Genomic DNA, 21,941 nt, shown 5'->3' on the forward strand with positions numbered 1-21,941 from the left:
GTATTCGGCCTAGGACGCATCCACTGTGGGCTCTTTAGCCGGTTCGGAAAATTTCACCTTGAAGTAATCCAGCAGGTTCTGGCCTTTCGCAAATGCTTTTCTGATCTCAGCACTTTCCTTCATCAACTCATCGCTAGGTACCGCATGTTCTTCAATAGGACGTGATAGTGACCAATCCAGTACTTCCTTGGGGAATCCTGCTTTGGGGCGGTTATTGATCCAGGCTGCGATGTAGCAGGGTATCGTCCAGCCACTGAAAAATTGAATTGTCAAAAAGCCCCATATATATCGAAGGAATGAATGATGAGAGCGATATCCTTGTCTGCACATATGAAAATAGGCGACTGAACCTGCTTCGAATTCATCTGATTGCCCCATGGGTAATGCTTGAGGCCCTTCTTCCATATAGACGCGTATGGCCTCCCACTCAGCTATGGCTTGGTTCAAGTTCCCGCTCGGAACGCTGACCCAAAGCACATCGCCATTTTTGTCACGAAGTCCGATCATCAGTTTGAATTCGGGGATTACAGCATATTGAGTGATCAGCTTGCTCACTGAAACGCTCGCAATGACTTCTTCCCACGGAACATAACGAGGAGACATTCCCTTCTTGGGAACAAAAACAACTTCCCGGCGCTGGCGATTGAAACGTACTGGAGGTTGATTGCTGACTTGGCGAATGGCAAAGAAAAACACGCAAAGGTAAAGAGTGGCAAGCGCACCCACAAAGCCCCAAACCGCAATGCTTGTAAAGAAATCCAGCCAACTACTCCAGAACGGCTCTATATCTCTTCTTATCCAAGATCCAAGCCCCGTTGTAAAAAAAAGAAAAATCAACAGGAACATCACTGCCCCGATTCCAGCTCGGGCCATAAACTCAAAGCTTCCTCGAGAAATGGCAAAGTCTAAAAAAACTTCATTGGCGTAGCGGTGCAACTGGCGCGCACTGAAAGGCAGCACTCCCGTAGGTACTGGCTTTGGTGACAAATAAACTATCTCAGTACCCGGTTCTCTCTCGATATCACCTGCATGAGGCAATCGATCATATTTGTTTTCAAGCATGTAGGTGCTCCGGTTTCACGTCGACCCACTGTAATGCTGTTCGACTGGCTCGGACGGATGGTTCGCCTTTAACGACGCTATTTTTTTCAGCGCCAAGAAAACTTAAGGAGATGGAGTAATACAGGTATTCGTCCTTGGCTTTCAGGGGGGCATTTGCAATATCAGGTTGAACGCTCAATCGCAGCTTCAGTTGTGATTGCTCACCGCACCAGCTTTCGGGGACAACGAGCCGAGCTATAAGTGGATTGATATTTGCCAAGCTTAGTCCGTCTCTTACATCAATGCCCACATCAGCAGCATCACGATTCAGCTGCGCTGATAGCTCAGCTTGAACTCGTATTGGATGCTCTTTTAGTTCTTCTAAGCTTAATCCTGGAAATGTCAAAAGCAGTGTGCGTACGGGCGTTGTACCTTTGTTTTTTTCGCCAAGACCTAGGTCAGTGATAACTGGTCTGAGATTGGATTCTGCCAGGCCTTGCTTGTGGGTATCCATATCCCAGTTTTTATTTTCTTTACCCCAGCAACTAGAAATCATCCAGTTTTGTTGGTCGTCTAGGTTGAAATAGTTATAGATAGATTCCCCTGCCAATTGTAAGGCAGACAGTCCTAAAGACCATGGAGTCATGCGACCCGCAAAGCTGAAAAATCGCAGGCCGTTAGCACTCCAAGCAGTACTCAGTGCTTTTACTTTTAAACCGGGGGGGGACATGAAAAATTGCCAGCCGAGAGAACCTATTTCTTTCGACATTTTAACAGTGATAGCAGCATTCACACCTACGCTGCCGATGTCACCTGTCAGAGCCAAAAGTGCACCAGCTTGTTCCCCAGTTGTCCCTGTGCGAAGAGCGTCAGCCCACTTGTTCCAATTGTCCCACGCCGTACCTATTGAATTTATTAGGGCGAGTGGAGATATAAGTACCCCGAGTCCAAGCCCCAATTTACCTAGCTTTACAGAGAAGAGTGTTCCTCCCTGTCCTGATGTACTTGCTTTTGTCGCATGAAACGCTTTGTCTACGATTGTTATATGCACATTCTGATAAACAGAAATGGCAGATGCTGCCGCTCCGGTTACTGCGCCGATGAAAATAACTCTTTCTTTGAGAGAAGGGGTTCCAGAGACTTTTCTCCATGTCGTGAGAGCCTCTTTTAAATTCCAAACTTGCATGAAAAGCGCAGCCATTGGAAGCATGCTGCTTTTAAGTGCAGCAGCCCCGACGCCGCTCTCGCCAAAGCTCTTCCCTGCGCCCATTTTCAAACGATTGACCTCGTCGTCGAACATTTTTTGTTGAGCAGGGCTTAGCGGTGTTTGAAGGCCTATTTGGCCTTTAGCAAGTTTGTCAGTCGGGATAGTGGATTCTTTTATTTGGTGATTTAACGCCTTGATTTCGTTTTCTAGCGGCAATAGAAGATTGTTTAGCCTGATTTTTTCATTGTTTGCAACGTTTCTTTCTGCTGGGCTGAGGCTGGTTTTTTTGCTAAGGGCCTTTTGTTTGTCCCGATTGATAATTAATGGCTCATGTTTTTCTATAAGTTTTGCATGTTGGGTTACTCGCTTTATAAACAGATCTACATCTTCTTTGTTGGCGACTTTTAATTTGATCCCCCCTTGTTTTAAAGCATATAGGGCGCCCAGTCGTTGTCCGCGATTACTGAATTTTGATAGTTTGTCCAAGTGTGCTTGCAGGCCGGGGCCATCTAATTGTTTTTGCAACTCTGCCAGCCAGTCCTGCAAGCGCAATGCAATTGCAGGGTCGTACGCAGCATTTACGATATGACTTGCGGCTAAAGCATTTGGGTTTAAATCAGGGCTGTTTGCCCAATGATTCCCAAGTAGAGCTCCCATTTCGTTGACGCGTACTTGCACATCGCTAAGGCCGGCTTCCAGGTTTCTGGCGTCGTCGAACCATTTGAGTAGGTCTCCGTGTTTTTTAAATAGAAAATCTGTATCAAGTCGGCTGGCGAACCCTGGCAGGACAAAGTATGGCGCTCCATGAAAGTATTCGCCTAGTGCCCTCAGGCTCTCATCGGTCCGACAGATATCCCGAACGCAGTTTTGTTCTGTAATTAGTGTCGCCATTAACTGATCAGGAACATCCGCATCGAAATACCACGCACTCATGTGGTATTCACTTTTGGTAAACAATCCCACCCGGTCATCAGTAATGCGGTTCAAACGAGAGGTCCAGCGCTTCATGTGCGAGCGCTCGGTTTCCAGGTATTTGTTCATTTCCTCATAGCGGACGAGGTCGTGGATGCCACGAGCGCCCAGGCCTTTACCTTGTACAGCGGCGTGGCTTTTGTCTTCCAGCACCTCGATGTCATCTTCCAGATCGCTGTAAAGACTTTTGCCAAGGGAGTCGATCATCTCCTGCTTTTTGGTGTTCATGACCTTGTAAGCGGCGCCGACCTTGGGGTTGGGGACGCGAACCCGGCTTACTCTCTGTGGCAGATCAGTGGTGCTGGTTCTGGCTCCGTCGTAGTCATTTCGCGAATTAACGTAGTCATAGATTTTTTGACGTTGCTCAGGCGTGGTTTTTTCGAACAATGCATCGCTGGTACCTGCCTGACGGGCAGACTTTTCGCTGACTACCATGAGCGTTTCGATGTAGTTACCGATGGAATACTTGAGGTCGTTCTTCTCCTTGAGCACCCATTCATCGATCCAGCCAACCACTTTGTCCTGCTGTTCGGCAAGATCACGCATTACCCCAATGCTGTCTTTGAACACCAGAAAGAAATGATCTTTTTCATAGGCTGGCAATAGCGACTTTTTAATCGTGCCGAGTTGAGTCGCCTTGAACAGATTCTTCTGGTCTTCCCAGATGTAGTCCTTACTTTCCTCGGGGTGGGCACCCGTAGGCGGTGCTTGTGTGGCGGGTTTCTCCGCAACCTCTGCGATCCATTTTTCAGCCTGTTTGTCGGTCAGCAGGTTTGGGCCACCTTTTTCAACGTCGCCTTTGGCGAGGTTTACTTTCTGCATGAACAGATCGCGCTCTTTACTCGACTTAAGCATTTGCGAGCACTTGGCAGCCGTCCATTGCACTTCGGCATAGGCTATGTGCAGAGAGCTGCCACGGGTGAATATCAAGGCGTTTTCGCCTGCGGAACCGGTGCGCTTGTTCTGGGTGGCTTCTTTGCCTTTCCAAATGCACTTGGTGACCACGCCGTTTTTCACTTCGTACTCGTGCAAGTAACCCGTCGTGTTGTCGATTACGTAAAGCCAGCCATCGCGCAGCAGGCGAATCCCCATCGGGCGCGAGGCGGTTTTGTAGGGAAGCGACAATTCAGAAGACGGGTCGAGCCGTTCGACAAGACCATAGCGCAGGGGAATCAGCTGAAGTTTTTGCTTCATCTGCGAACAGCCACCAGTGGAGCACTTGGCATCGCTGCGGGGCAGGTCGACTGCGTTGGGGTTTTTTCCTGTCTGGCTCATACGGAATTCCTTTCCAGCATCGGGTAGCAAGGGCGGATCGATTCGCCCGTTTGCTCAGTTCTTGGTGATGACGTGAGTGTCGCTACCGGCGGGTTTTACTAACGCGCGGCGCAGTCTCACAAAAAGCTGCCTTTTAGGCAAAGAGTGAAGCTCTCTTGAGCGTTCTCTTTCAATTCGGTTTTGCCGCCCGTTCCTGGGCAATATCAGCGACCCGTTCGAGTCTCTGAGCGGGCGTTTGTTCCGACGGGGTCTTGAGTATCGCATCCAGGTCCGGATGCTCCTCCAGCGCTCGCTCGCCGAGGAACCCGTGAATGTTGGCGTAGAGGGTGATGTCGAGTTCGGTGTTGAAGCCGCGATCGTAGGAGGTCGAGGCCAGTGCGTGCAGGTGTTCCCAGCGGTGCAGCGGCATCGATTGTGCCTGATAGGACGGGAAGTATTCGTGCATGTGCTGGTCGAGACGCAGGACGATGCTGCGGAAATTCACTTCATCCAGTTGGCTGAGTTGCTCGTCGCTCAAGCGATAGCGTTTGCTGTGGTTCGGCTCAGGGGCTTTGCCCGGCCGCTGGTTGATGTGCCAGCAACCCAATGCCGCGTCGGCGGCAACGATCTGCGAGCAGGGGCCGAACAGGGTAGGGTCCTTGATACTCTCGGCGTGACCGAGCAATGCGTGGGCCACGGCAGGGTCGGCGACGCGCAGCAGGACTTCTTCACCCTGAGGGTGCATGACGCTGGTCAGCCAGCGGAAGTGCTCGACCATTTGTGTCCAGGGTTGATCGCTGAACACCAGGTAGCCCCACTCCTGGCGGGGCTCGGCGAGAAACTTCGCGAGGATGGGATTGCTCTGTGCGTTGATCTGAACCAGGCACGGCGAGACGTCGCCTAATTCCGCCCACTGAGTGCCGAGGTAGAGCGGCTCGAACACCGGGTCATCCGACCATTGATAAAGGTGCTGGGGCAGTTTCTCGACGCTGACGCCATCCAGCAACAATCCGACGGTGCCATTCCACGGCAGGCCTTGGGGCAACCCGTTTTCCAGCGTCCAGTCGGACTTAAGCATTTTGCGCCTCCAGTTTGGCCTTCTCGCAAATCGCGCAGATCGGCTTCTTCTGCATCAACGCTTGGCGCTGCGCGGGCACCAGCAATTGCCCGGCCTTATCCGCATCCGCCTGCTTCAACGGCCCCGGCAATATCGGTGCCGCCCCCGTCCCGCTGCCCGGTCCGCCACCGGAGTTCATGTTGATCGCCGGCCCGCTCATGGTGACGCCGCCTGCATCGATCTTGATGAAGCTGCCGCCGCCGATAAGGGTCAGTTCGCTGCCGGCTTCGAGCACGATTTTCATGCCGCTGTTCAGGTGGATTTCCTGGCCCGCATCGATGAATTGCCCGGTGCCGATCTTGATGTGCTGGTTCACGCCCACGGTCAGGTGGTCGTTGGCGCGGGCCTCGACTTTGCGGTCCTCATAAACGGTGTGGTGTTCTTCGGCCTTGAATTCGCTGTAGCTGTTCTTCTCCACGGTGTCGTGGCGTTCGTTGCCGACGCGGATCTTCTGGTCGTGTTCGACGTTTTCATCCCAGTCGCGCTGGGCGTGGAGGAAGATCTGTTCCTGGCCTTTCTTGTCTTCGATGCGCAGTTCGTTGAAGCCTGCACCGCCCGGTGAGCTCAGGGTTTTGAAGGTGGTGCGGGTCTTGTTTGCCGGCAGGGCGTACGGGACGACGTTTTCCTTGTGGTACAGGCAGCCGCTGATCAGCGGCTGGTCGGGGTCGCCTTCGAGGAACGTGACGAGCACTTCCATGCCGATTCGCGGGATGGCGATGCCGCCGTAGTGAGCACCGGCCCAGGCGGAGGAGACGCGCAGCCAGCAGCTGGTCTTGTCGTCGGCCTGACCTTCGCGGTCCCAGTGGAATTGCACTTTGACGCGGCCGTACTGATCGCAGTGGATTTCTTCACCTTTGGGCCCAGTGACCACGGCGCTCTGGCTGCCGAGAATGCGCGGTTTCTTCTGCGTCAGCGGCGGGCGGTTCGGCACGTCCCACGGGGTGGCCTGGAAGCGGTTGCGATAACCCTGATGGAAGTCGTCTTTCAGGTTGGTCGTGTTGCTGGTGACCGACTCTTCCAGCACTTGCGGCTGTTTGCCTTCGTGCAGGACTTCGGTGAGCAGCCACAGGTCGTTCCATTTAGCTTTCGGGTGTTGGGTCAGGGCCAGGAAGTGGCCGCTGACCAGCAACGGCTGATCGCTTTTGCCTTCGGCTAGCTGGAAGTCGCTGCGGTGACGTTCGAGGGCACGTTTGGCCAGGTGCTTGCCGCGTTCGCGGTCGATGAAGCGACCAGGGTAGTCGTAGTCTTCGAGGTCGGGCAGGGCGTCGCCACGGTGTTCGCTTTCGAGGTTGATGCGCGGTTTTTCGAAGTCGTAGTCGCGGCGGGTGATGCGGCTGGTGCGGGTTTCCAGGCGCAGGTCGAAGCGCTTGATCACCGGGTCGCTGGCGACCATGCCGGAATCTTGCTGATAGGCCACGGGCGCGAGTTTCGGGAACACCGTCTGGTCATCGCCGAACACCAGTTTGTGGGCTGTGGCGCTGTGCTCGAAGTGGTAGTGGATACCTTCTTCCTCGCACAGGCGCTGGACGAATTGCAGGTCCGATTCATCGTACTGAACGCAGTAGATGCGCTCGGGATAAATCGCCCCGACTTTGAACTGGTAGGCATTGCTCTGGATGCCGTGCTCTTCGAGGACCAGGCCGATGATTTTCGGCACGGTGAGGTTCTGGAAGATGCGCTGGTTGATGCGGTGCGCGAGGTAGGACAGTTGCGGGCGCAGGGTCACCGCGTAGCGGGTCAGGCGTTTGCCGGAATCACCCTGGGCGGCGCGATAGATCTGGCCATGAATGCCGCTGCCGTCGGGCGAGAGCTGCAAAAAGGCCGGTTTGTGCAGCAGGCTTTCGAGGTCCAGGGACGGCTTTTCACTGACCAGTTCCACCTCAAACACAAACGGCTGGCTGATGGCTTCCCGACCTTGCAGGGAAAGCACCTGGAAGTCGTTGGGAAGACCTTCGATGGTCAGGGCAAAGTGAGTCTGATTGGCCGGCGCGAACATCCCTTGTTCCTCGTGCTGTGGAGCGGCGTTCGTCGACAACCGCAAAGCGGATCAACGCACGCGAAATTCTGGAGGGGCGTAAACAACATCGACCAGCAGAGCTGGCCGATGCTTGTAACGATCAGCCGTAATTAAACGACTGGAGCACGCCAGTCATCGGAACCCGAAGTACCGGATACTTCGTGGGTCCAGGTGATTTTGCGGTAGGTGAACTGCACTTCTTCCAGGTGGGTGAAGTGCGAGTTGCCTGGATCCTGGCAGTTGTGCATTTTGTTGTTGATGGCGACGATGATCGCGTCTTCCAGTTTGGTGGTGTAGTAGTGCTCTTGAGTACCTTGAGCCGAAGTACGGTACCACTGGATAACGATTTCGCTCATGCGCTCGCCGGAGGTCAGAGCCGCTTGCAGCAGAGGCGAAGCCTTGTCGTAGACCTTGGTGATCACGACTGGCTTGTGTACGCGCTGACCGGTCGGTTGGCCGGATTGCGGGTCACGCGGGATGATCACGTCGTGGGTGAACGCCTGAACCATGACCTGGTCTTCGTGACCTTCCTGGTAGGTGTTGCCAACGGAGTCGGCAGTGAAGGCGCCGGCAGTGATCAGGCCTTGTTTTTCGCCAGTGACGGACATGTACGCTGGTGTTGCCATGGATGCTCTCCTTGCTGAATAAATAAAGGTGCCCGGGAGGCGGTATCGCCCGGTGGGTGCATGACTGTTATCAAGGTCCGTGCCATAAACGATAAAAGCCATATAAAACAAAGCTTTGAGATTGTTTTTCGACTGTTTTTGAAACCCCGCGCAAGGATCTATGCGTAATGTGCGCAAGAACTTGCGCAGCACTGCGCAACTTCTTGCGCACTCGGCTGGAGGCCCTGATTAGCCGGATGTTGTGCAGTGAAACCGGAGGATTTGCTCGGTCGATTGCGCAACTTCTTGCGCATCAAGGCGGTTGGCCATCATCGGGGAGAGCCCGTGTAACAAGTGCAACGAACTGCGCAGCCGGGTGGTCAAAACTGCGCTGAGATAACCGTACATTTCCCACATTCAAGGAGCGCGACATGAAAATCCTGATGGTTTTGACGTCCCACGATCAATTGGGCAATACCGGTAAGAAAACCGGCTTCTGGCTGGAGGAATTCGCGGCACCGTATTTCGCTTTCAAAGACGCCGGCGCTCAGCTGACGCTGGCGTCGCCCAAGGGAGGCCAGCCACCACTGGACCCCAAAAGCGATGAGCCCGATGCGCAGACCGCTGCGACGGAGCGTTTTCGCAAGGATCCGGCGGCCCAGTCCGCATTGGCGTCCACCGCGTTGCTCGGCAGCGTGCGAGCCGAAGATTACGATGCGGTTTTCTATCCGGGCGGGCATGGCCCGTTGTGGGATCTGACTGAAGACAAGGTTTCGATCGCATTGATCGAGGCGTTTTACAAGGCCGGCAAGCCGGTTGCTTTGGTCTGCCATGCGCCGGGCGTGTTGCGTCACGTCAAGGGCGCGGATGGTCAACCGCTGGTCAAAGGCAAGCGTGTGACCGGTTTCACCAACTCCGAGGAGGAGGCGGTGCAACTGACCAATGTGGTGCCGTTTCTGGTGGAGGACATGCTCCAGGAGAAGGGCGGGATTTTTTCCAAGGGGGATGACTGGGCGAGTTATGTGGTGACCGATGGTCTGCTGCTGACCGGGCAGAATCCGGCGTCGTCCGAGGCGGCGGCTGAAGCGCTGCTGGCGAAGCTGAAATAACCACGAACCTTGTAGGAGCCGGCTTGCCGGCGATAAGGCCCTGAAGAGCAATACAAATCCAAGGGCCCCATCACCGGCAGGCCGGCTCCTACAAAGGTTGATCAGCGGAGCGTTGCGAAGCATTCCTCGATCGAGCGCCGTTGCGTCTCGGCATACAACCCCAACTCATCGATGGTCGATCGTCCCAGGGCTTGCTCGAAGGCTTGCCGGTTCGAATGCTCGCCGTAGTGAGTTTGTGCGGCATCCCCCAGGTTCGACTGAAAAATCCCCGCCGCGCTGACCGGCAAAAAGTCTTCGTAGACCAGCGGTTCAACCCGCAAATAGCCACCGCTGAGCAGATCTTCCAGAGACGAGGATTTAAGCGCCGGCGCTCCGACGCCTTTCTCCGTCACGAAATAGCGAAAGTACGCCAGTTCCTGTAGGCGCATGCCCTCGACGGTGTCAGGGAATTCGCTGAAATGCTGCGTCATCAGCGCGTTATAGCGTGCGGCGTTGCCTTCGTTGGGGAAGTCCCCGAGTTCGTCGCGAGCAGCATTGAGCAAACGGTCATACAGCGCTCGTCCTTTAGGCGTGAGCGCCGCGCCGCGCTGCTCGATTTCACCGAAACGAGCGCTGTGGCTGCCGCGACTTTCGGCCTGATCGGTAAAGGCAACAGGCTCGTCCAGCGCCTTGAAACTGGTCTGACGCAACAGGATCGGGCACTGCCGGCGGGGCGGGCCTTCGATCACCGCTTTAGGGGTAATGCCGTGGGCCGGCATTTGCGCCTGCACGATGTCGATGTCCAGCGTGCGCGGCGTCAGGTGGTTGATGTGCGGCCCCTTGAACGCCACCACGTCGGCGATCAGGCGATGCTGAGCGCTGAGTTTCTGGTACTGCTCGGCGGTGACCGTCGCGCTGTGGTGCCAGCGGAAGGTTTCCAGCGCTTGCTCGACGAAGTCCTGGGCCTCGGGCTCGGTGAGGCCACCTTCGGTTTCGGCACGATCAATGAGGTTCAATGCGTTTGGCGTGAAGATCGAGCGCTTATTCAGCACCGATTGCGCAAAGGCGCGCAGCTCAAGGTCTTCGATCAATTCCAGACGCAGCAACGAGGTGAACACTCGAAACGGGCTGACCTGCAGTGCGGCTTCATGCACCGCGCGGAACGCCGTGGAATGCACCGGCACGCCGGCCGGGGTCAGGTCGTAATAGCCGACCGGTTGCATGCCCATCACCGCAAACAGCCGGGCGAGGGTGGCCAGTTCAGCGGCGGTGCCGACGCGGATGGCGCCATGACGCTCCAGGTCCAGGCGCTGGATTTCGCCGGTGCTGTTCAACTGTCGGGCGATCTGCGGGTCGCTCTCCAGTACATGGCGGTTAGTCTGTTCCACCAGTTCCATCAGCGCGCCGTACAGCGGCACTTCTTCGCGGTACATGTCGGACATCGCTTTGGAAAAGCGTTGGCGGATCAGGTCAGGGCTGACAAAGCTCGGGTGGCTCATGAAAAAATTCCTGGCGCGGTGACGTAAAGGATGCGGAAAAGATCGCAGCCTTCAGCGTCGCCGACAAACGAAGAATCTTACGGACTTCATTCTTTCAAGGACTGCTTGCTCAATGCATCCTCTGGTCCTGAGGGCTTTCCGAGCGTTGGGATGCCAAAAACTCCCGATATAACCGCGCCGTGCTCCCTGGCTCTTCGACCATCGGCATATGGCCGATTCCGTCCCAGATTTCTACACGCAGATCCTCGATGCCTTTGCTCCAGATCGCCACGCTACTGACATCGATCAAGCGGTCCTTGCGCCCCCACAGCAGCAGCGCCGGGCACTTGATGTCGGGCAGTTTTGGCTCCATCGGCGGGCTGGCGCGAAAGTCGCTGAAGATTTCTGCCAACTCATCCCGGGACTGTTCATAACGCTGGGCGATGGCGTCCAGCACCACGCCGGGCACCCACGGTGGTTCGGCCATGGTCATGGCGTAGAAGCGCCGAAATTCTTCTCGGGAGTGAACCAGGAACGGGTTGTGCCCCTGGGCCAGGTGGCGTTCCAGGTCACTGATTTCGGGGGCGGTGACACCGGCCGGGTCGATCAGCGCGACCGACGCGATGCGCTCCGGGTAGGTGGCTGCGAGCCAGGCTGCCATGTAGCCGCCCATCGAGTTGCCGATCACGTGGACCTTCTCGACGCCGCAGACGTCGAGCAACTGGATTATTCGTTTGGCCTGCAAGGGAATGTCATAACCGCCGCCGGCCTTGAAGCCGGTTTCGCCATGCCCCGCGATGTCGGGGATGATCACCCGGTAGGTGCCGACAAAGTGCCGGGCGAAACGCAGCCAGATGTTCTTGTCGGCACTGTAGCCGTGGAGCATCAGCACACTGCTTGATGCTTCATAAGGCCCGCCTTGCCAGGTCGAGACGGTCATTTCGGCGATGGGCACGACGATTTTGTGTAGCCGATACAGCTTGGCTTCGGCCGCCATGTTCAAGTCATAGAGCCAATAACCGATGGCCGGGTAGCTCAACCAGCTCCAGGCCGCGAAAACTGCGATAGCGACAACCAACAAAAGCATCAGGCGTCTCCCTTCTCTCTGATCAGGACAGCATGTGATCGGCGGGTTTCAGTGCCCGGGTCAATCGGTGGTAGCTGAAACTGAACCCCGGAAACATGGCGATTACATGACCGCTCTTGCTTTGATACCAACTGTGGCAGCCTCCTGACTTCCATACAGTGCGTTCCATCTCCCGGTGGATCATTTCAGTGTAGGTACGTTCTGCCTCGGGGCGTACTTCGATGCTGCGCAAACCCTGTTCTTTTAACGTGCGAATGCAGTCGAGGATGTAATTCATCTGCGATTCGATGATGAACAGCGCCGATGTATGGCCGATACCGGTGTTGGGACCGGTGACGATAAACAGGTTGGGGAAGTCCGGCAGGCTGGTGCCGAGGTAGGCGCGAGGGTAGGTCGCCCAGAAATCCCTGAGTTGCTTGCCGTTTTTTCCGCTGACCGGGTAGGAAATGACCCCGTCAGTGGCGTCGTAACCGGTGGACCAGACGATCAGGTCCACGTCGATGTGCTGCCCGTCCTGCGTGACGATGCCGGTTTCGTCGATGGCGGCAATGCCTTGCTCGCGGCTGTGCAAGGTCACGTTGTCGCGGCCGAGTGCCGGGTACAGGGTGCTGGAAACAATGACCCGCTTGCAGCCGATGGCGTAGTCCGGTGTCAGTTTTCGTCTGAGTTCAGGGTCGGGCACTTGTCGTTTGAGGAAGCGCAGGGCGTGTTGCTGGACCATGCGGATGGCCGGTTTCGAATATTTGAAGGCAATCACCCGGGTTTCGAATTGCCAGTAGATCATCCAGCGCAGCAGCTTGTAGGCGGGTTTGAGGCCGAGCAGCCAGCGCTGGAAAGGCCCGAAAGTGCGGTCGCCCCGTGGCAGCACCCAGTGCGGTGTGCGCTGGAATACATGCAAATGCGCGACGTCCGGAGCAATCGCCGGGATCACCTGGGCCGCGCTGGCGCCACTGCCAACGATGGCGACGCGTTTATGCCGATAGTCGTAGGCGTGATCCCAATGGTTGGTATGAAAAGTCTTGCCCTGAAAGCGCTCCTGGCCCTCGAAGCGTGGGACGACGGGCTGGCTCAGCGGCCCTGTGGCGTTGATCAGGAACTGCGCGTAGAACGTGCCTTTGCTCGCGGTGTGCACCGCCCAGCGTTTGGCGTCGTCGTCCCATTCGATGCGTTCGACGTTCGCCTCCAGTTCCACCCTGTCGCGCAGGCCGAATTGCTCCACCACGTGCTGTGTGTAGCGGTGCAATTCGGCTTGTTCGGCGAACATTTGCGTCCAGCGATAGGGCGCAAAGGACAGCGAATACAGCGGCGAGGGCACATCGACGGCGGCGCCGGGGTAAGTGTTCTGGCACCAGGTGCCGCCGAAGAAGTCCCGACGTTCCAACAGACGAAAATCATCGATGCCGGCCTTGAGCAAATTGATCGCCGCGCACTGGCCGCCGAAACCGCTGCCGATGATCAACACTTGGAAAGTCTGCATGGGCCTCCTTTTTTCTCGTTATTTGTCTCTTCAGGTATAGCCAAACATTCGGGGCCCGCCTCCTGTCTATACCGCGGTATTCAGACTGCTGGCCGGTGATGGCTATTTGACGTTGCCCTGTTAGACTTCGAGCACACCCGCAACCCCAGGTGTGATCAGGTTCCGTTCAGCGGTACAGAGGCCTTATGGGAAAAACGGGAGGAAAAGGACTTTCACTGGCCAGGAGGCTCTATGCATCGCGAAGCCTGGGGCTAGCCGCGGGACTGGTGTGTGTGGCCGCCGCGATGTACCCGCTTGATCCGCCATTGTGGGTCTGGGCGATGATGCTCTTCAACGGAATCTTCTGGCCACACGTGGCCTACCAATGGGCGCGTCGGGCGAAGGTTCCCTACCACGCCGAACACCGCAACCTGCTGGTCGACGCCTTTCTCGGCGGCTTCTGGGTCGCCGCCATGCAATTCAATCCGCTGCCCAGCGCAACCACCATTGCCATGATGGCGATGAACAATGTGGCCATTGGCGGTTTGCGATTCCTGCTGGTGGGCACGGTTGCGCAACTTCTGGGCGTTTGCGTCGGATACTTTCTGTTTGCGCCGGCCTTCATTCCTGAAACCAGTCAGCTGCAGCTGTACGCCTGTTTACCCTTGCTGTGCCTGTATCCGTTGGCGCTGGGCTGGATCTGCTTTCGCCAGGCCACCACGCTTGGCCGGCAAAAGCGCGAACTGCTCGCCCTGAGTCGCACCGATAGCCTCACCGGCCTGCTCAACCATGGTGCCTGGAAGGACCAGTTGGAAGTCGAATTCCAGCGCTGTAAACGACAGAATCGGGGTGGGGCTATTGCGTTGATCGACGTCGATCACTTCAAAGCCATCAACGACACCTACGGGCATGTCGCCGGGGATATCGTCTTGCGGCAGTTGAGCAAGGTGCTCAAACAGAACCTTCGGGCGACTGACGTGGCCGGCCGCTACGGCGGTGACGAGTTCTGTGTGATTCTCCCGGACCTTGCGCTTGGCAGCGCCGCGGCGGCCATGGATGCTCTGCGGGATCGTTTCGCCACCCTCAGTTACGAACAGAGCCCGGCGCTGAAAGTCAGCCTGAGCATCGGCCTGGCCGCTTTCACCCAGGCGCACACAGACGCGACACTCTGGCTCAACGACGCCGATCAGGCGCTCTACCAGGCCAAGACCACCGGCCGCAATCGCGTTATCTGTAGCGGCGAGGGCGAGCCTCGTCACGAACTGTTCGACCCGGTTTGAAAGCCTGCACAAATCCCTTGTAGGAGCCGTGATGCGGCGACTGATTGACACGCGGGCAGGGTGACAAATGTTTTCATATCGGGATGTCACCCTGCCTGCCTTCTGTTCAGGCTACTCCGCCCCCAGTAATGACAACGTGTGTTCGTAGAATGCTGTTTCTTGCGTTGCGATGCCGGGATATGTGGGCAAGTAGTCCTCGTCAAAACACCAGGCCTGGGCACTGGTCGTTGGCGGCGCATGAATGATCAGGCTTAGTGAAGCAGACATTTCCCGGGGAGGCAGTTGTCGATGCACTTCGTAATAGGGTTGCATGTGCAGCACTTGGCCTTGGGCGAGTTTAAAAGTTGTTTCTTCACCCAAGGGAGGGCGAATACCAGTGCTTAATTGCGTCTGATCGAGGATGTTGCGCTTGACGGTGGTGTAGCCATCGCCGCTGTAGCCCACCGCATAAATCTCGAAATCGTGGGTGTGGTTCAGGTGGTAGATGAACGTTTCGCTTTCGTCCTTGCTCGACACCGGAGCCCAAAAACCGAGGCGGACGGTGTAGGCATCCGAGTAATGCAGCACAAAGGCGTAGGCGTTATACAAGCTGTTTTTGGTGCTGTACCCGTCACGTTGAAGGGTGTTGTAAAGATGCTCGCTCAGCAATGTTCTGTTGGTGGCAAGTTCGCGCAGGTCCGCAATGATGTGTGATTTATCTTGATGGAGGTCGTACGTGTCCATGCGTTCAACAAAGGTGGCCAATTTCATGCTATCTCACCCACGTGTTGATCCAGTAAGTCATTGAGTCGAGTGTTTTGCAGGTTTCTTAAAAGAGGCGCATAACCCAGCGCTTTAACGGGATTTACCCCATGAATCATCTGGAACGCTTTCCATGCGACGGCGGGGTGATAGTGATAAATCAGTTCTTCGGCCACTTTGCCGGCCCCGGGATCTTTGGCTGCTTGCAGCAATTCCAGGCTGACCAGGTAGCGGGCGGCGCTGTCGTCATGGGGGAACCAGGCAATTTTTTGCAATGACGTACGATCGAATACGTGAATGTCGGCACTCCTGTCAGGAAAGTTAAGACTGCCGATAAATGCGCAATGTCCAGTGCCGTTCGGATTGCTGTCAAACAGGGTTTTCGTACCGTCGATGAACAACGGATTGCTGGCATCTACAATAACGTGTTCTCCGAGAATCAGATGTTCACCTTCAATGCCGTAAAGTTGAATGGAAAAAGCTTCTGCATTGATTGCAAACAAAATACTGTTGCCGGGTACGGAATAGAGTTGTTCAGATGCCGTTGCATTGTCAGGTGCTTTTAGGCTGATATTGCCATTCTGGTTGCAGTGTAATGTTAATGTGCGGGTGTGGGTGTTTGTCTGCTTCATGACCGCGGCGCGGTAAGATACCTCGGAAGTGCTGGCTGTTTGCTGAAATATTTGGTCGGCCAGTTTTTTTACTTCGGCAGTCATATTCAGTTTTTTGATGTTGGTGATAATTTGGGAGGGTTGCAAATCGGAATTGAGCAGGTTTTTTATCATATGAGTTCGCCTTTGTTTTTTATGTTTTTTGATCAGGCGCAGCGGAGGCGGTTGTAAGCAGGCGTCAGAGGCTGTGTGCTGTGGCCGCTGACGTCTGCCATTACTGATGAAAGGCAGTGTTACTGAGCGAATTCAGCAGTCTCGATAAACTGCCAGTATTGCTTGATTGCCTGGAGATTGCCGACGTTGAGTCGAGGTGTGTTTAACCAGCAGTTCATGTCGTGGTGTTTTCTGGTTGATGCAGGAATGATGTTTTTTTCCGCATGAAAGAGCGGTGTTCTGGACCAGTTGTTGTTTGTTTTTTTCATTACGACCTCGTTCTGTCTGGCTGCAAACCCGGAAATCGCTATTAGCTATTAATCCTTGGTAGGCATGTTCCAGAATGCCTTGATTTCATGAATGTTACCTATGTTAAAGCGAAGCCCATCATAGCCGGGACAGTTGGTCGCATGGTCGGTTTTTGTCGGTGTAGTGATAACTTTGGCTCCAGCGCGTAACAGAGGAGCATTTTGCCAGTTGTTAGTGGTGTTTTTCATAAGTACTTCCTTGTTATTATAGATTGAGTGAGCGATCAGGGTTAAATATTGTTGTTATTTAACGGTTTTTAGATTAGAGGGGGCGATGGTTAATATCAACTCTGGAGTTGTTATTAAATATTGATGTTTGTTTTTGGGTGTGTATTTCTTGGCGGAAACAGATAACAGCCATATGGTTCCAGACCCCTTGCAATCCTGCCGGTAACATTGCGTCTACCGGCCGAATCACAAGTCGCTTCAGGAGCCGAAATCAGAAAGGACTCATTCCTTGACGCTCATAAACTCTTCTGCCCAACGGATGTATTCCTCAGGCTGCGTATAGGTATGCGTCAGTTCCGTAGCGCTCAAGTCCGAGGTCTGGGTGAGGATCTGCCGCTGCTCGCGCAGGCTGTCGTAAGTCGCCTTGATCGCCGCAAAGTAAGCGCCATGACCGTCGATGGTGACCCGCACGCCCAGCTCTGCCAGACGTTTGTCGTCGCGCAGCAGCGGGTTGCCGTAAGTGACCAGCATCAGTGGCACGCTCAGGTGTTCGGCGATCTGTTCGAGGTGGTCGAAGTCGCGCACGCCCACCATGCAAATCCCGTCCGCACCAGCCTTCTGGTACTGCTGGGTGCGGCTGATGATTTCCTGCACCGGCAGGATGCCCGCGTGGGTGCGGGCGATGATGGCCATTTCCGAGTCGACCCGGGCTTCCAGCGCTGCGCGGATCTTGCCGACACCTTCGGCGACGCCGATCAGGTCGGTGGACTTGCGGCCGAATTGCGCCGGCAGCAGGGTGTCTTCGATGGTCAGGGCGGCGATGCCGGCACGTTCGAGCTCGACGATGGTGCGCATCACGTTAAGGGCGTTGCCGTAGCCATGGTCGGCATCGGCGATCACCGGCAATTGGGCGACACGGCCGATGCGAGTGGCCTGCTCGGCGAATTCACTGAGGGTGATCAGGGCGAAGTCGGGTGCGCCCAGCACTTGTAGCGACGCGACAGAACCACCCAGGATCCCCACTTCAAAACCCAGGTCCGCGGCAATGCGTGCCGACATCGGGTCGAAAACCGACGCGGTGTGATAGCAGGTTTTGGAAGCGAACAGTTCACGGAAGTTACGGCGCAAATCTTGATGTGAAAGCCTGGACATATGAGTTCCACCAATGGAATGGAAGGGCTTGAGCAAAAGTGTCAACGCCGAAAAAACAAAAGGCTATCACGCTAAGGGGGGAAGAATGATGACGAATTTGCAGAGCGGGCCTGATCGAAACCGCCATTGAGAGGCGTGAGGTTGCTTCAAGCCGCCGCAGCCTGCTGCTGTTGATTGAGCAGCGGCACCGCGCGTACCGAGTTGCCGGGTTGCAGTTGCAAGCGTTTGGCGGTGAGCCGGTCGACGATCAGGCTGTTGCCCACGCGCCTGGCGGGGGCGGCGGTGATGCGGCAGTTTTCCAGTCGGCGGTTGTGGATCAGCCAGACCGGCGCCTGGTCGTCTGGCGTGCCGATGACCAGCGATAGTGCCTGGCTGTCGCGCACCGTGCGGATTTTCGACAGCGGTGCTTCGATGACCGGGCCGGCGTCGAAGATGTCGATGTAACCCTTGTGCGTGAAACCTTCGGCGGTGAGGATTTTCAATGCCGGTTCGGTATTCGGGTGAGCCTTGCCGATCACGGCCTGGGCCTGTTCGGTGAGCAGGCAGGTATACAGCGGTTGGCGTGGCATCAGTTCGGCAATGAACGATTTGCTGCCCAGCCCCGACAAGTGATCGGCATGGTTGAAATCCATCTTGAAGAAGTGCCGGCCCAGGCTGTCCCAGAATGGCGAGCAGCCTTGCTCGTCGGCGCTGCCACGCAGTTCGGCGATGAGCTTCTCGCCGAACAGGTGCGCAAACTCGGCAGCAAACAGCAAGCGCGCCAACGACAACAATCGACCATTGCTGCCGTGGCGTTGATCGTGACGCAGGAACAGGGAGCAAATCTCCGATTGCCCGGTCATTTCGTTGTTCAGGAACAGTGTCGGGATTTGCCGCCGGATGCCCAGATCCGGTGACGCACTGACTGTCAGCCCCACCCGATAGTTGTACCAGGGCTCACGCAGGCCAACGGCCCCCGTCAGGGCGCTGACACCCACCACTTGCTGATCGTCGTCTTCGAGCACGAACAGGTAGTCGGCATCGGCGCGTTCAACCTGTTCCGCGAAAGTCCGTTGCGCCCAGCGCACCCGGTGCGCCAGGCGGTCCTCGCTGGCGGGCAGGGTGGTAAACCCGGGACCGGCCTGCCGGACCAGCGCCAACAGGGCGGGCAGGTCGGTGATCTGGACCGGACGGACAATCATGATGCAGCTCCTTCTACGCGCAGGCTCGAGCGCTGTCGTTGGGCACTGGACGCGAGGATGCTCACAGCGCGATCACCCGGATCGGGCTGCCGTCGGTGACATTCAGTGCCTCGCACATCTCGGCGCTGAGGACCACGGGTTGCCCGGCGGTGTAGTCCAGATCGGCGACGATGGCGCGATAGTTTCGCAGTGAATCGTTGCTCACCAGATAGCGTCCGCGGGCATCGATGGTCGAGCCCGGTGTGGCGGTGCCATTCTGGCTTTGCGCGATAGAGCGGATGTTGGCCAGACGTGCATACAGGGTCGGGCCGCCGTCGAACAGGTCGATGTAGCTGTTGGTCTCGAACCCCTCGCGCTCAAGGATATCGAAGGCCTCCTGGCCATCGGGGTGAATACGGCCGATGCAGTCCCGCGCGGCCTGGGGCAGCATCGGCACGTAGATCGGATATTGCGGCATCAGTTCGGCAAGAAATGTCCGGCTCTCCAGCCCGCAAAGGCGCTCGGCCTCGGTGTAGGGCAGGTCGAAGAAGTGTTTGCCCAGCGCATCCCAGAACGGCGACCGTCCTTCTTCATCGCTGAAGCCGACGATTTCGGTGATGACCGCTTCGGCAAAGCGCGGCAGGTGCGCGGCGATGAACATCAGGCGCGCCCGTGACAGCAATTCCGAGGACGGTGTGCGCACCAGTGCCGCATCGATGTGAAACCCGCGCAGCAAGGTGTGGCCACTGAGGTCGTGGCACAACGACAACGCCGGCACGCCGTGCTCGATGTTCAGTTCTCGCGAGGCGCTGGTGAAATGCCGGTTGCGCAGGCTGTAGAAGGGTTCGCCGAAACCGGCAGTGGCGAGGATTTCCGAACAGCCCGCGAGGCGCCGGGTGGTCAGGTCCTCCAGCACGAAGAAGTAGTTTTCCGGGCCATGCTGTTGCACGTTTTTATCGAACGAGGCGCAGGAGTCGAGAATCCGCTCGCGCAAGCATTCGGTGTCGTCCGGCAGGGACGTCACGCCGACCAGGCTTTCTTGCGCCAGTCGCTGCAACTGGGGCAGGTCGGTTAACTCCACTGGGCGTAAGACCAGCATGGATGCACTCCTGTATCAAAGGGTTCGGCGGTTGGCACGAACCTGACTATCACTGTCGGTTTCCACGCATTGAATCGGCGGTCGCTTGATGCTGTTTGCCAGGCGCCACTCTTTTTCTTATCCAGTCAGTCGCTGCTTGCCGCAGGCAGCGTCATGCTGACACTGTCGGTCGGGTTCTGGGTGCGGAGGCGGTGGTGCATGTTGCTGGAAGCGGGCATCCGGGCTCCTGCTGGATGAGGGTGTTGTTTAGATTAGCCGTTACGGCAGTATTTATGGAACGATCGCCCCATGTCTAGTGAATTTTTACTCGGCCATTTCTGGCCCTAAAATGGGGCGAAATGCCCGTATGTCGGGGGCTACACCAAAGTCGCTCAGCCTTGTAGGTCCTCGCTTACAGGGGTGTCGGAGATAGCGGTTTTTTAAGGGCGACAAGCGTTGGCAAGGGGTAAAACGAAACGCCCCCAATCGTGTTTCTTACGGCACAATTGCGTGATTGTTGGCGGCGTGACGCTGTTTTTCTTTCCTTTTACCGAGTGATCCTTCGTGCAGGCGACCCGTTTGACCCTGATGTGCCACGCTCGAACCGTCGCACAGAAATTGGCGCGTTTTCCTACGGATGAGCCGGTGGAGATGGATTGGCAATCGGCAAGAGGTTCGTTGGGTTCCCGACTCAAGAAGGCATCGCGCCTGTTCTGCGGTCCGGAATTGCGGACCCGGCAAACCGCCGGGTTGTTCGCCGATGACGTGGAGATTGTCGAGGCGCTGAGGGAGTGTGATTTCGGGCGCTGGAATGGCTTGCGGATCGACGACCTGCAGCAATCCGAACCCGAGACCTTGCAGAGCTGGCTCGATGATCCGCATTCGGCGCCTCACGGTGGCGAGTCGGTAGCGCAACTCGGCGAGCGGGTGGCCGCCTGGCTGAAAACCCTGGAGGCAACACCGGGGCACTGCGTTGCCATCACTCACCCTTTTGTCATTCGCGCGGCGCTGACCCATGTGCTGCAAAGTCCCGCGTTCAATCTGATCGATGTCGAACCGCTGTCAGCCATCGAATTGCGCTTCAATGGTCGCTGGCGCTTACGTGTGTTGGGCACAGACCTTGAGGGAGCCTGTTGATGAAAAAACTGATGGTCATCGGCATCGGTGCCGGCAACCCCGACTACATCACGATGCAGGCCGTGAAGGCTCTGAACCTCGTCGATGTGTTTTTCCTCATGGACAAGGGCCAGAGCAAAGACAAACTGATCGACCTGCGCCGTGAGATTTGCCAGCGCTACATCACTGATCACACCTACCGTTTCGTTGAAGCCCACAGCCCGGAGCGCGAGCGCGGAGAGGTGGACTACAAGGCCAGTGTGGAAGACCTGAACCTTGCCAAGCAGATGACCTTCGAACGGCTGATCAATGAGGAAATGTCCGACGGCCAGTGTGGCGGATTTCTGGTGTGGGGTGATCCGGCGTTGTACGACAGCACCATTCGGATCTTGCAGGCGATTCTGGCGTCCGGCCGCTGCGTCTTCGAGTTCGACGTGATCCCCGGTATCACCAGCGTTCAGGCGTTGGCAGCCCAGCATAAAGTGCCCCTGAACCGGATTGGGCGCTCATTCGAAATCACGACGGGCCGGCGGCTGGCGGCAGGGCAGGTGAGCGATGCCGACAGCCTGGTGGTGATGCTCGATGCGGAAGATTCCTACCATCAGGTGGCGGATCAGGAGACAGAGATTTACTGGGGGGCTTACCTGGGGACACCGGATGAAATCCTCATCAGCGGCAAGCTCAAGGACGTGGCGGACGAGATCGAGCGAGTGCGCAAGGCGGCGCGGCTGGCTAATGGGTGGATTATGGATACGTACCTTTTGCGTAAGCCATGAAACCGCCTTCGCGGGC

Annotated in this window: 19 protein-coding genes; 4 read left to right on the forward strand and 15 right to left on the reverse strand. The window is 56.5% G+C overall.

Annotated elements, in window-relative coordinates; translation table 11 throughout:
• Positions 1-9 precede the first annotated feature (9 nt).
• The 5 genes from ACM6IO_RS02280 to ACM6IO_RS02300 form a co-directional block, all read right to left on the reverse strand.
• Positions 10-1,062: a hypothetical protein gene (locus ACM6IO_RS02280; RefSeq protein ID WP_414910827.1), complete on the reverse strand. Its 1,053-nt coding sequence runs from the start codon at positions 1,060-1,062 to the stop codon at positions 10-12.
• Complete coding sequence (locus tag ACM6IO_RS02285) at positions 1,055-4,495, reverse strand: toxin VasX (protein WP_414910828.1); 3,441 nt, start codon at positions 4,493-4,495, stop codon at positions 1,055-1,057. The genes ACM6IO_RS02280 and ACM6IO_RS02285 overlap by 8 nt, the downstream gene beginning before the upstream one ends.
• Positions 4,496-4,664: 169 nt before the next feature.
• Positions 4,665-5,552, reverse strand: coding sequence for a DUF4123 domain-containing protein (locus ACM6IO_RS02290; protein WP_414910829.1), 888 nt, complete (start codon positions 5,550-5,552; stop codon positions 4,665-4,667).
• Positions 5,545-7,587 carry a type VI secretion system tip protein TssI/VgrG gene (gene tssI, locus ACM6IO_RS02295; protein WP_414910830.1) on the reverse strand — a complete coding sequence of 681 codons (2,043 nt, stop codon included), beginning with the start codon at positions 7,585-7,587 and terminating at the stop codon, positions 5,545-5,547. The genes ACM6IO_RS02290 and tssI overlap by 8 nt, the downstream gene beginning before the upstream one ends.
• Positions 7,588-7,718: 131 nt before the next feature.
• On the reverse strand, positions 7,719-8,234 hold the full coding sequence (locus ACM6IO_RS02300) for an Hcp family type VI secretion system effector (RefSeq protein WP_007918282.1): 516 nt from the start codon (positions 8,232-8,234) through the stop codon (positions 7,719-7,721).
• Between the two features lie 410 nt (positions 8,235-8,644).
• On the opposite strand from ACM6IO_RS02300, the gene ACM6IO_RS02305 reads away from it, so the two are divergent.
• Positions 8,645-9,322 carry a type 1 glutamine amidotransferase domain-containing protein gene (locus ACM6IO_RS02305; protein ID WP_414910831.1) on the forward strand — a complete coding sequence of 226 codons (678 nt, stop codon included), beginning with the start codon at positions 8,645-8,647 and terminating at the stop codon, positions 9,320-9,322.
• A gap of 101 nt (positions 9,323-9,423) precedes the next feature.
• Here the strand turns inward: ACM6IO_RS02305 and ACM6IO_RS02310 are convergent, their stop codons facing one another.
• The 3 genes from ACM6IO_RS02310 to ACM6IO_RS02320 form a co-directional block, all read right to left on the reverse strand.
• Positions 9,424-10,800, reverse strand: a complete 1,377-nt coding sequence (locus ACM6IO_RS02310) for a VOC family protein (protein ID WP_414910832.1) — start codon at positions 10,798-10,800, stop codon at positions 9,424-9,426.
• 109 nt (positions 10,801-10,909) lie between these two features.
• Complete coding sequence (locus ACM6IO_RS02315) at positions 10,910-11,866, reverse strand: alpha/beta fold hydrolase (protein ID WP_414910833.1); 957 nt, start codon at positions 11,864-11,866, stop codon at positions 10,910-10,912.
• Between the two features lie 22 nt (positions 11,867-11,888).
• The gene (locus ACM6IO_RS02320) at positions 11,889-13,343 is read right to left on the reverse strand and encodes a flavin-containing monooxygenase (protein WP_207286166.1); all 1,455 of its coding nucleotides are present in this window, start codon (positions 13,341-13,343) and stop codon (positions 11,889-11,891) included.
• A gap of 185 nt (positions 13,344-13,528) precedes the next feature.
• Here ACM6IO_RS02320 and ACM6IO_RS02325 point away from each other — a divergent pair, with 185 nt between their 5' ends.
• Positions 13,529-14,602 (forward strand): diguanylate cyclase, encoded by a 1,074-nt coding sequence (locus ACM6IO_RS02325; RefSeq protein ID WP_008026745.1) that lies wholly within the window; start codon positions 13,529-13,531, stop codon positions 14,600-14,602.
• A gap of 111 nt (positions 14,603-14,713) precedes the next feature.
• Here ACM6IO_RS02325 and ACM6IO_RS02330 read toward each other — a convergent pair whose 3' ends face one another.
• The 7 genes from ACM6IO_RS02330 to ACM6IO_RS02360 form a co-directional block, all read right to left on the reverse strand.
• Positions 14,714-15,352, reverse strand: a complete 639-nt coding sequence (locus ACM6IO_RS02330) for a transposase (RefSeq protein WP_414910834.1) — start codon at positions 15,350-15,352, stop codon at positions 14,714-14,716.
• Positions 15,349-16,128, reverse strand: coding sequence for a hypothetical protein (locus ACM6IO_RS02335; RefSeq protein ID WP_192228748.1), 780 nt, complete (start codon positions 16,126-16,128; stop codon positions 15,349-15,351). Before ACM6IO_RS02335 ends, ACM6IO_RS02330 begins: the two co-directional genes overlap by 4 nt.
• 119 nt (positions 16,129-16,247) lie before the next feature.
• The gene (locus tag ACM6IO_RS02340) at positions 16,248-16,436 is read right to left on the reverse strand and encodes a hypothetical protein (protein WP_192228749.1); all 189 of its coding nucleotides are present in this window, start codon (positions 16,434-16,436) and stop codon (positions 16,248-16,250) included.
• Positions 16,437-16,484: 48 nt separating this feature from the next.
• Positions 16,485-16,664, reverse strand: a complete 180-nt coding sequence (locus tag ACM6IO_RS02345; RefSeq protein ID WP_192228750.1) for a hypothetical protein — start codon at positions 16,662-16,664, stop codon at positions 16,485-16,487.
• A gap of 261 nt (positions 16,665-16,925) precedes the next feature.
• On the reverse strand, positions 16,926-17,795 hold the full coding sequence (locus tag ACM6IO_RS02350) for an isocitrate lyase/PEP mutase family protein (protein WP_008026744.1): 870 nt from the start codon (positions 17,793-17,795) through the stop codon (positions 16,926-16,928).
• A 146-nt stretch (positions 17,796-17,941) separates the two neighbouring features.
• Complete coding sequence (gene astA, locus ACM6IO_RS02355; protein ID WP_008026743.1) at positions 17,942-18,976, reverse strand: arginine N-succinyltransferase; 1,035 nt, start codon at positions 18,974-18,976, stop codon at positions 17,942-17,944.
• Between the two features lie 61 nt (positions 18,977-19,037).
• Positions 19,038-20,054 carry an arginine N-succinyltransferase gene (locus ACM6IO_RS02360; RefSeq protein ID WP_414910835.1) on the reverse strand — a complete coding sequence of 339 codons (1,017 nt, stop codon included), beginning with the start codon at positions 20,052-20,054 and terminating at the stop codon, positions 19,038-19,040.
• A gap of 543 nt (positions 20,055-20,597) precedes the next feature.
• Here ACM6IO_RS02360 and ACM6IO_RS02365 point away from each other — a divergent pair.
• Together ACM6IO_RS02365 and cobF are read left to right on the forward strand one after the other, a co-directional pair.
• Complete coding sequence (locus ACM6IO_RS02365) at positions 20,598-21,170, forward strand: histidine phosphatase family protein (RefSeq protein ID WP_223449696.1); 573 nt, start codon at positions 20,598-20,600, stop codon at positions 21,168-21,170.
• Positions 21,170-21,925, forward strand: a complete 756-nt coding sequence (cobF, locus tag ACM6IO_RS02370) for a precorrin-6A synthase (deacetylating) (protein ID WP_223415183.1) — start codon at positions 21,170-21,172, stop codon at positions 21,923-21,925. The genes ACM6IO_RS02365 and cobF overlap by 1 nt, the downstream gene beginning before the upstream one ends.
• Positions 21,926-21,941 lie beyond the last annotated feature (16 nt).

The organism is Pseudomonas sp. IT-P44, from assembly GCF_949768225.1.
GTDB lineage: Bacteria > Pseudomonadota > Gammaproteobacteria > Pseudomonadales > Pseudomonadaceae > Aquipseudomonas > Aquipseudomonas migulae.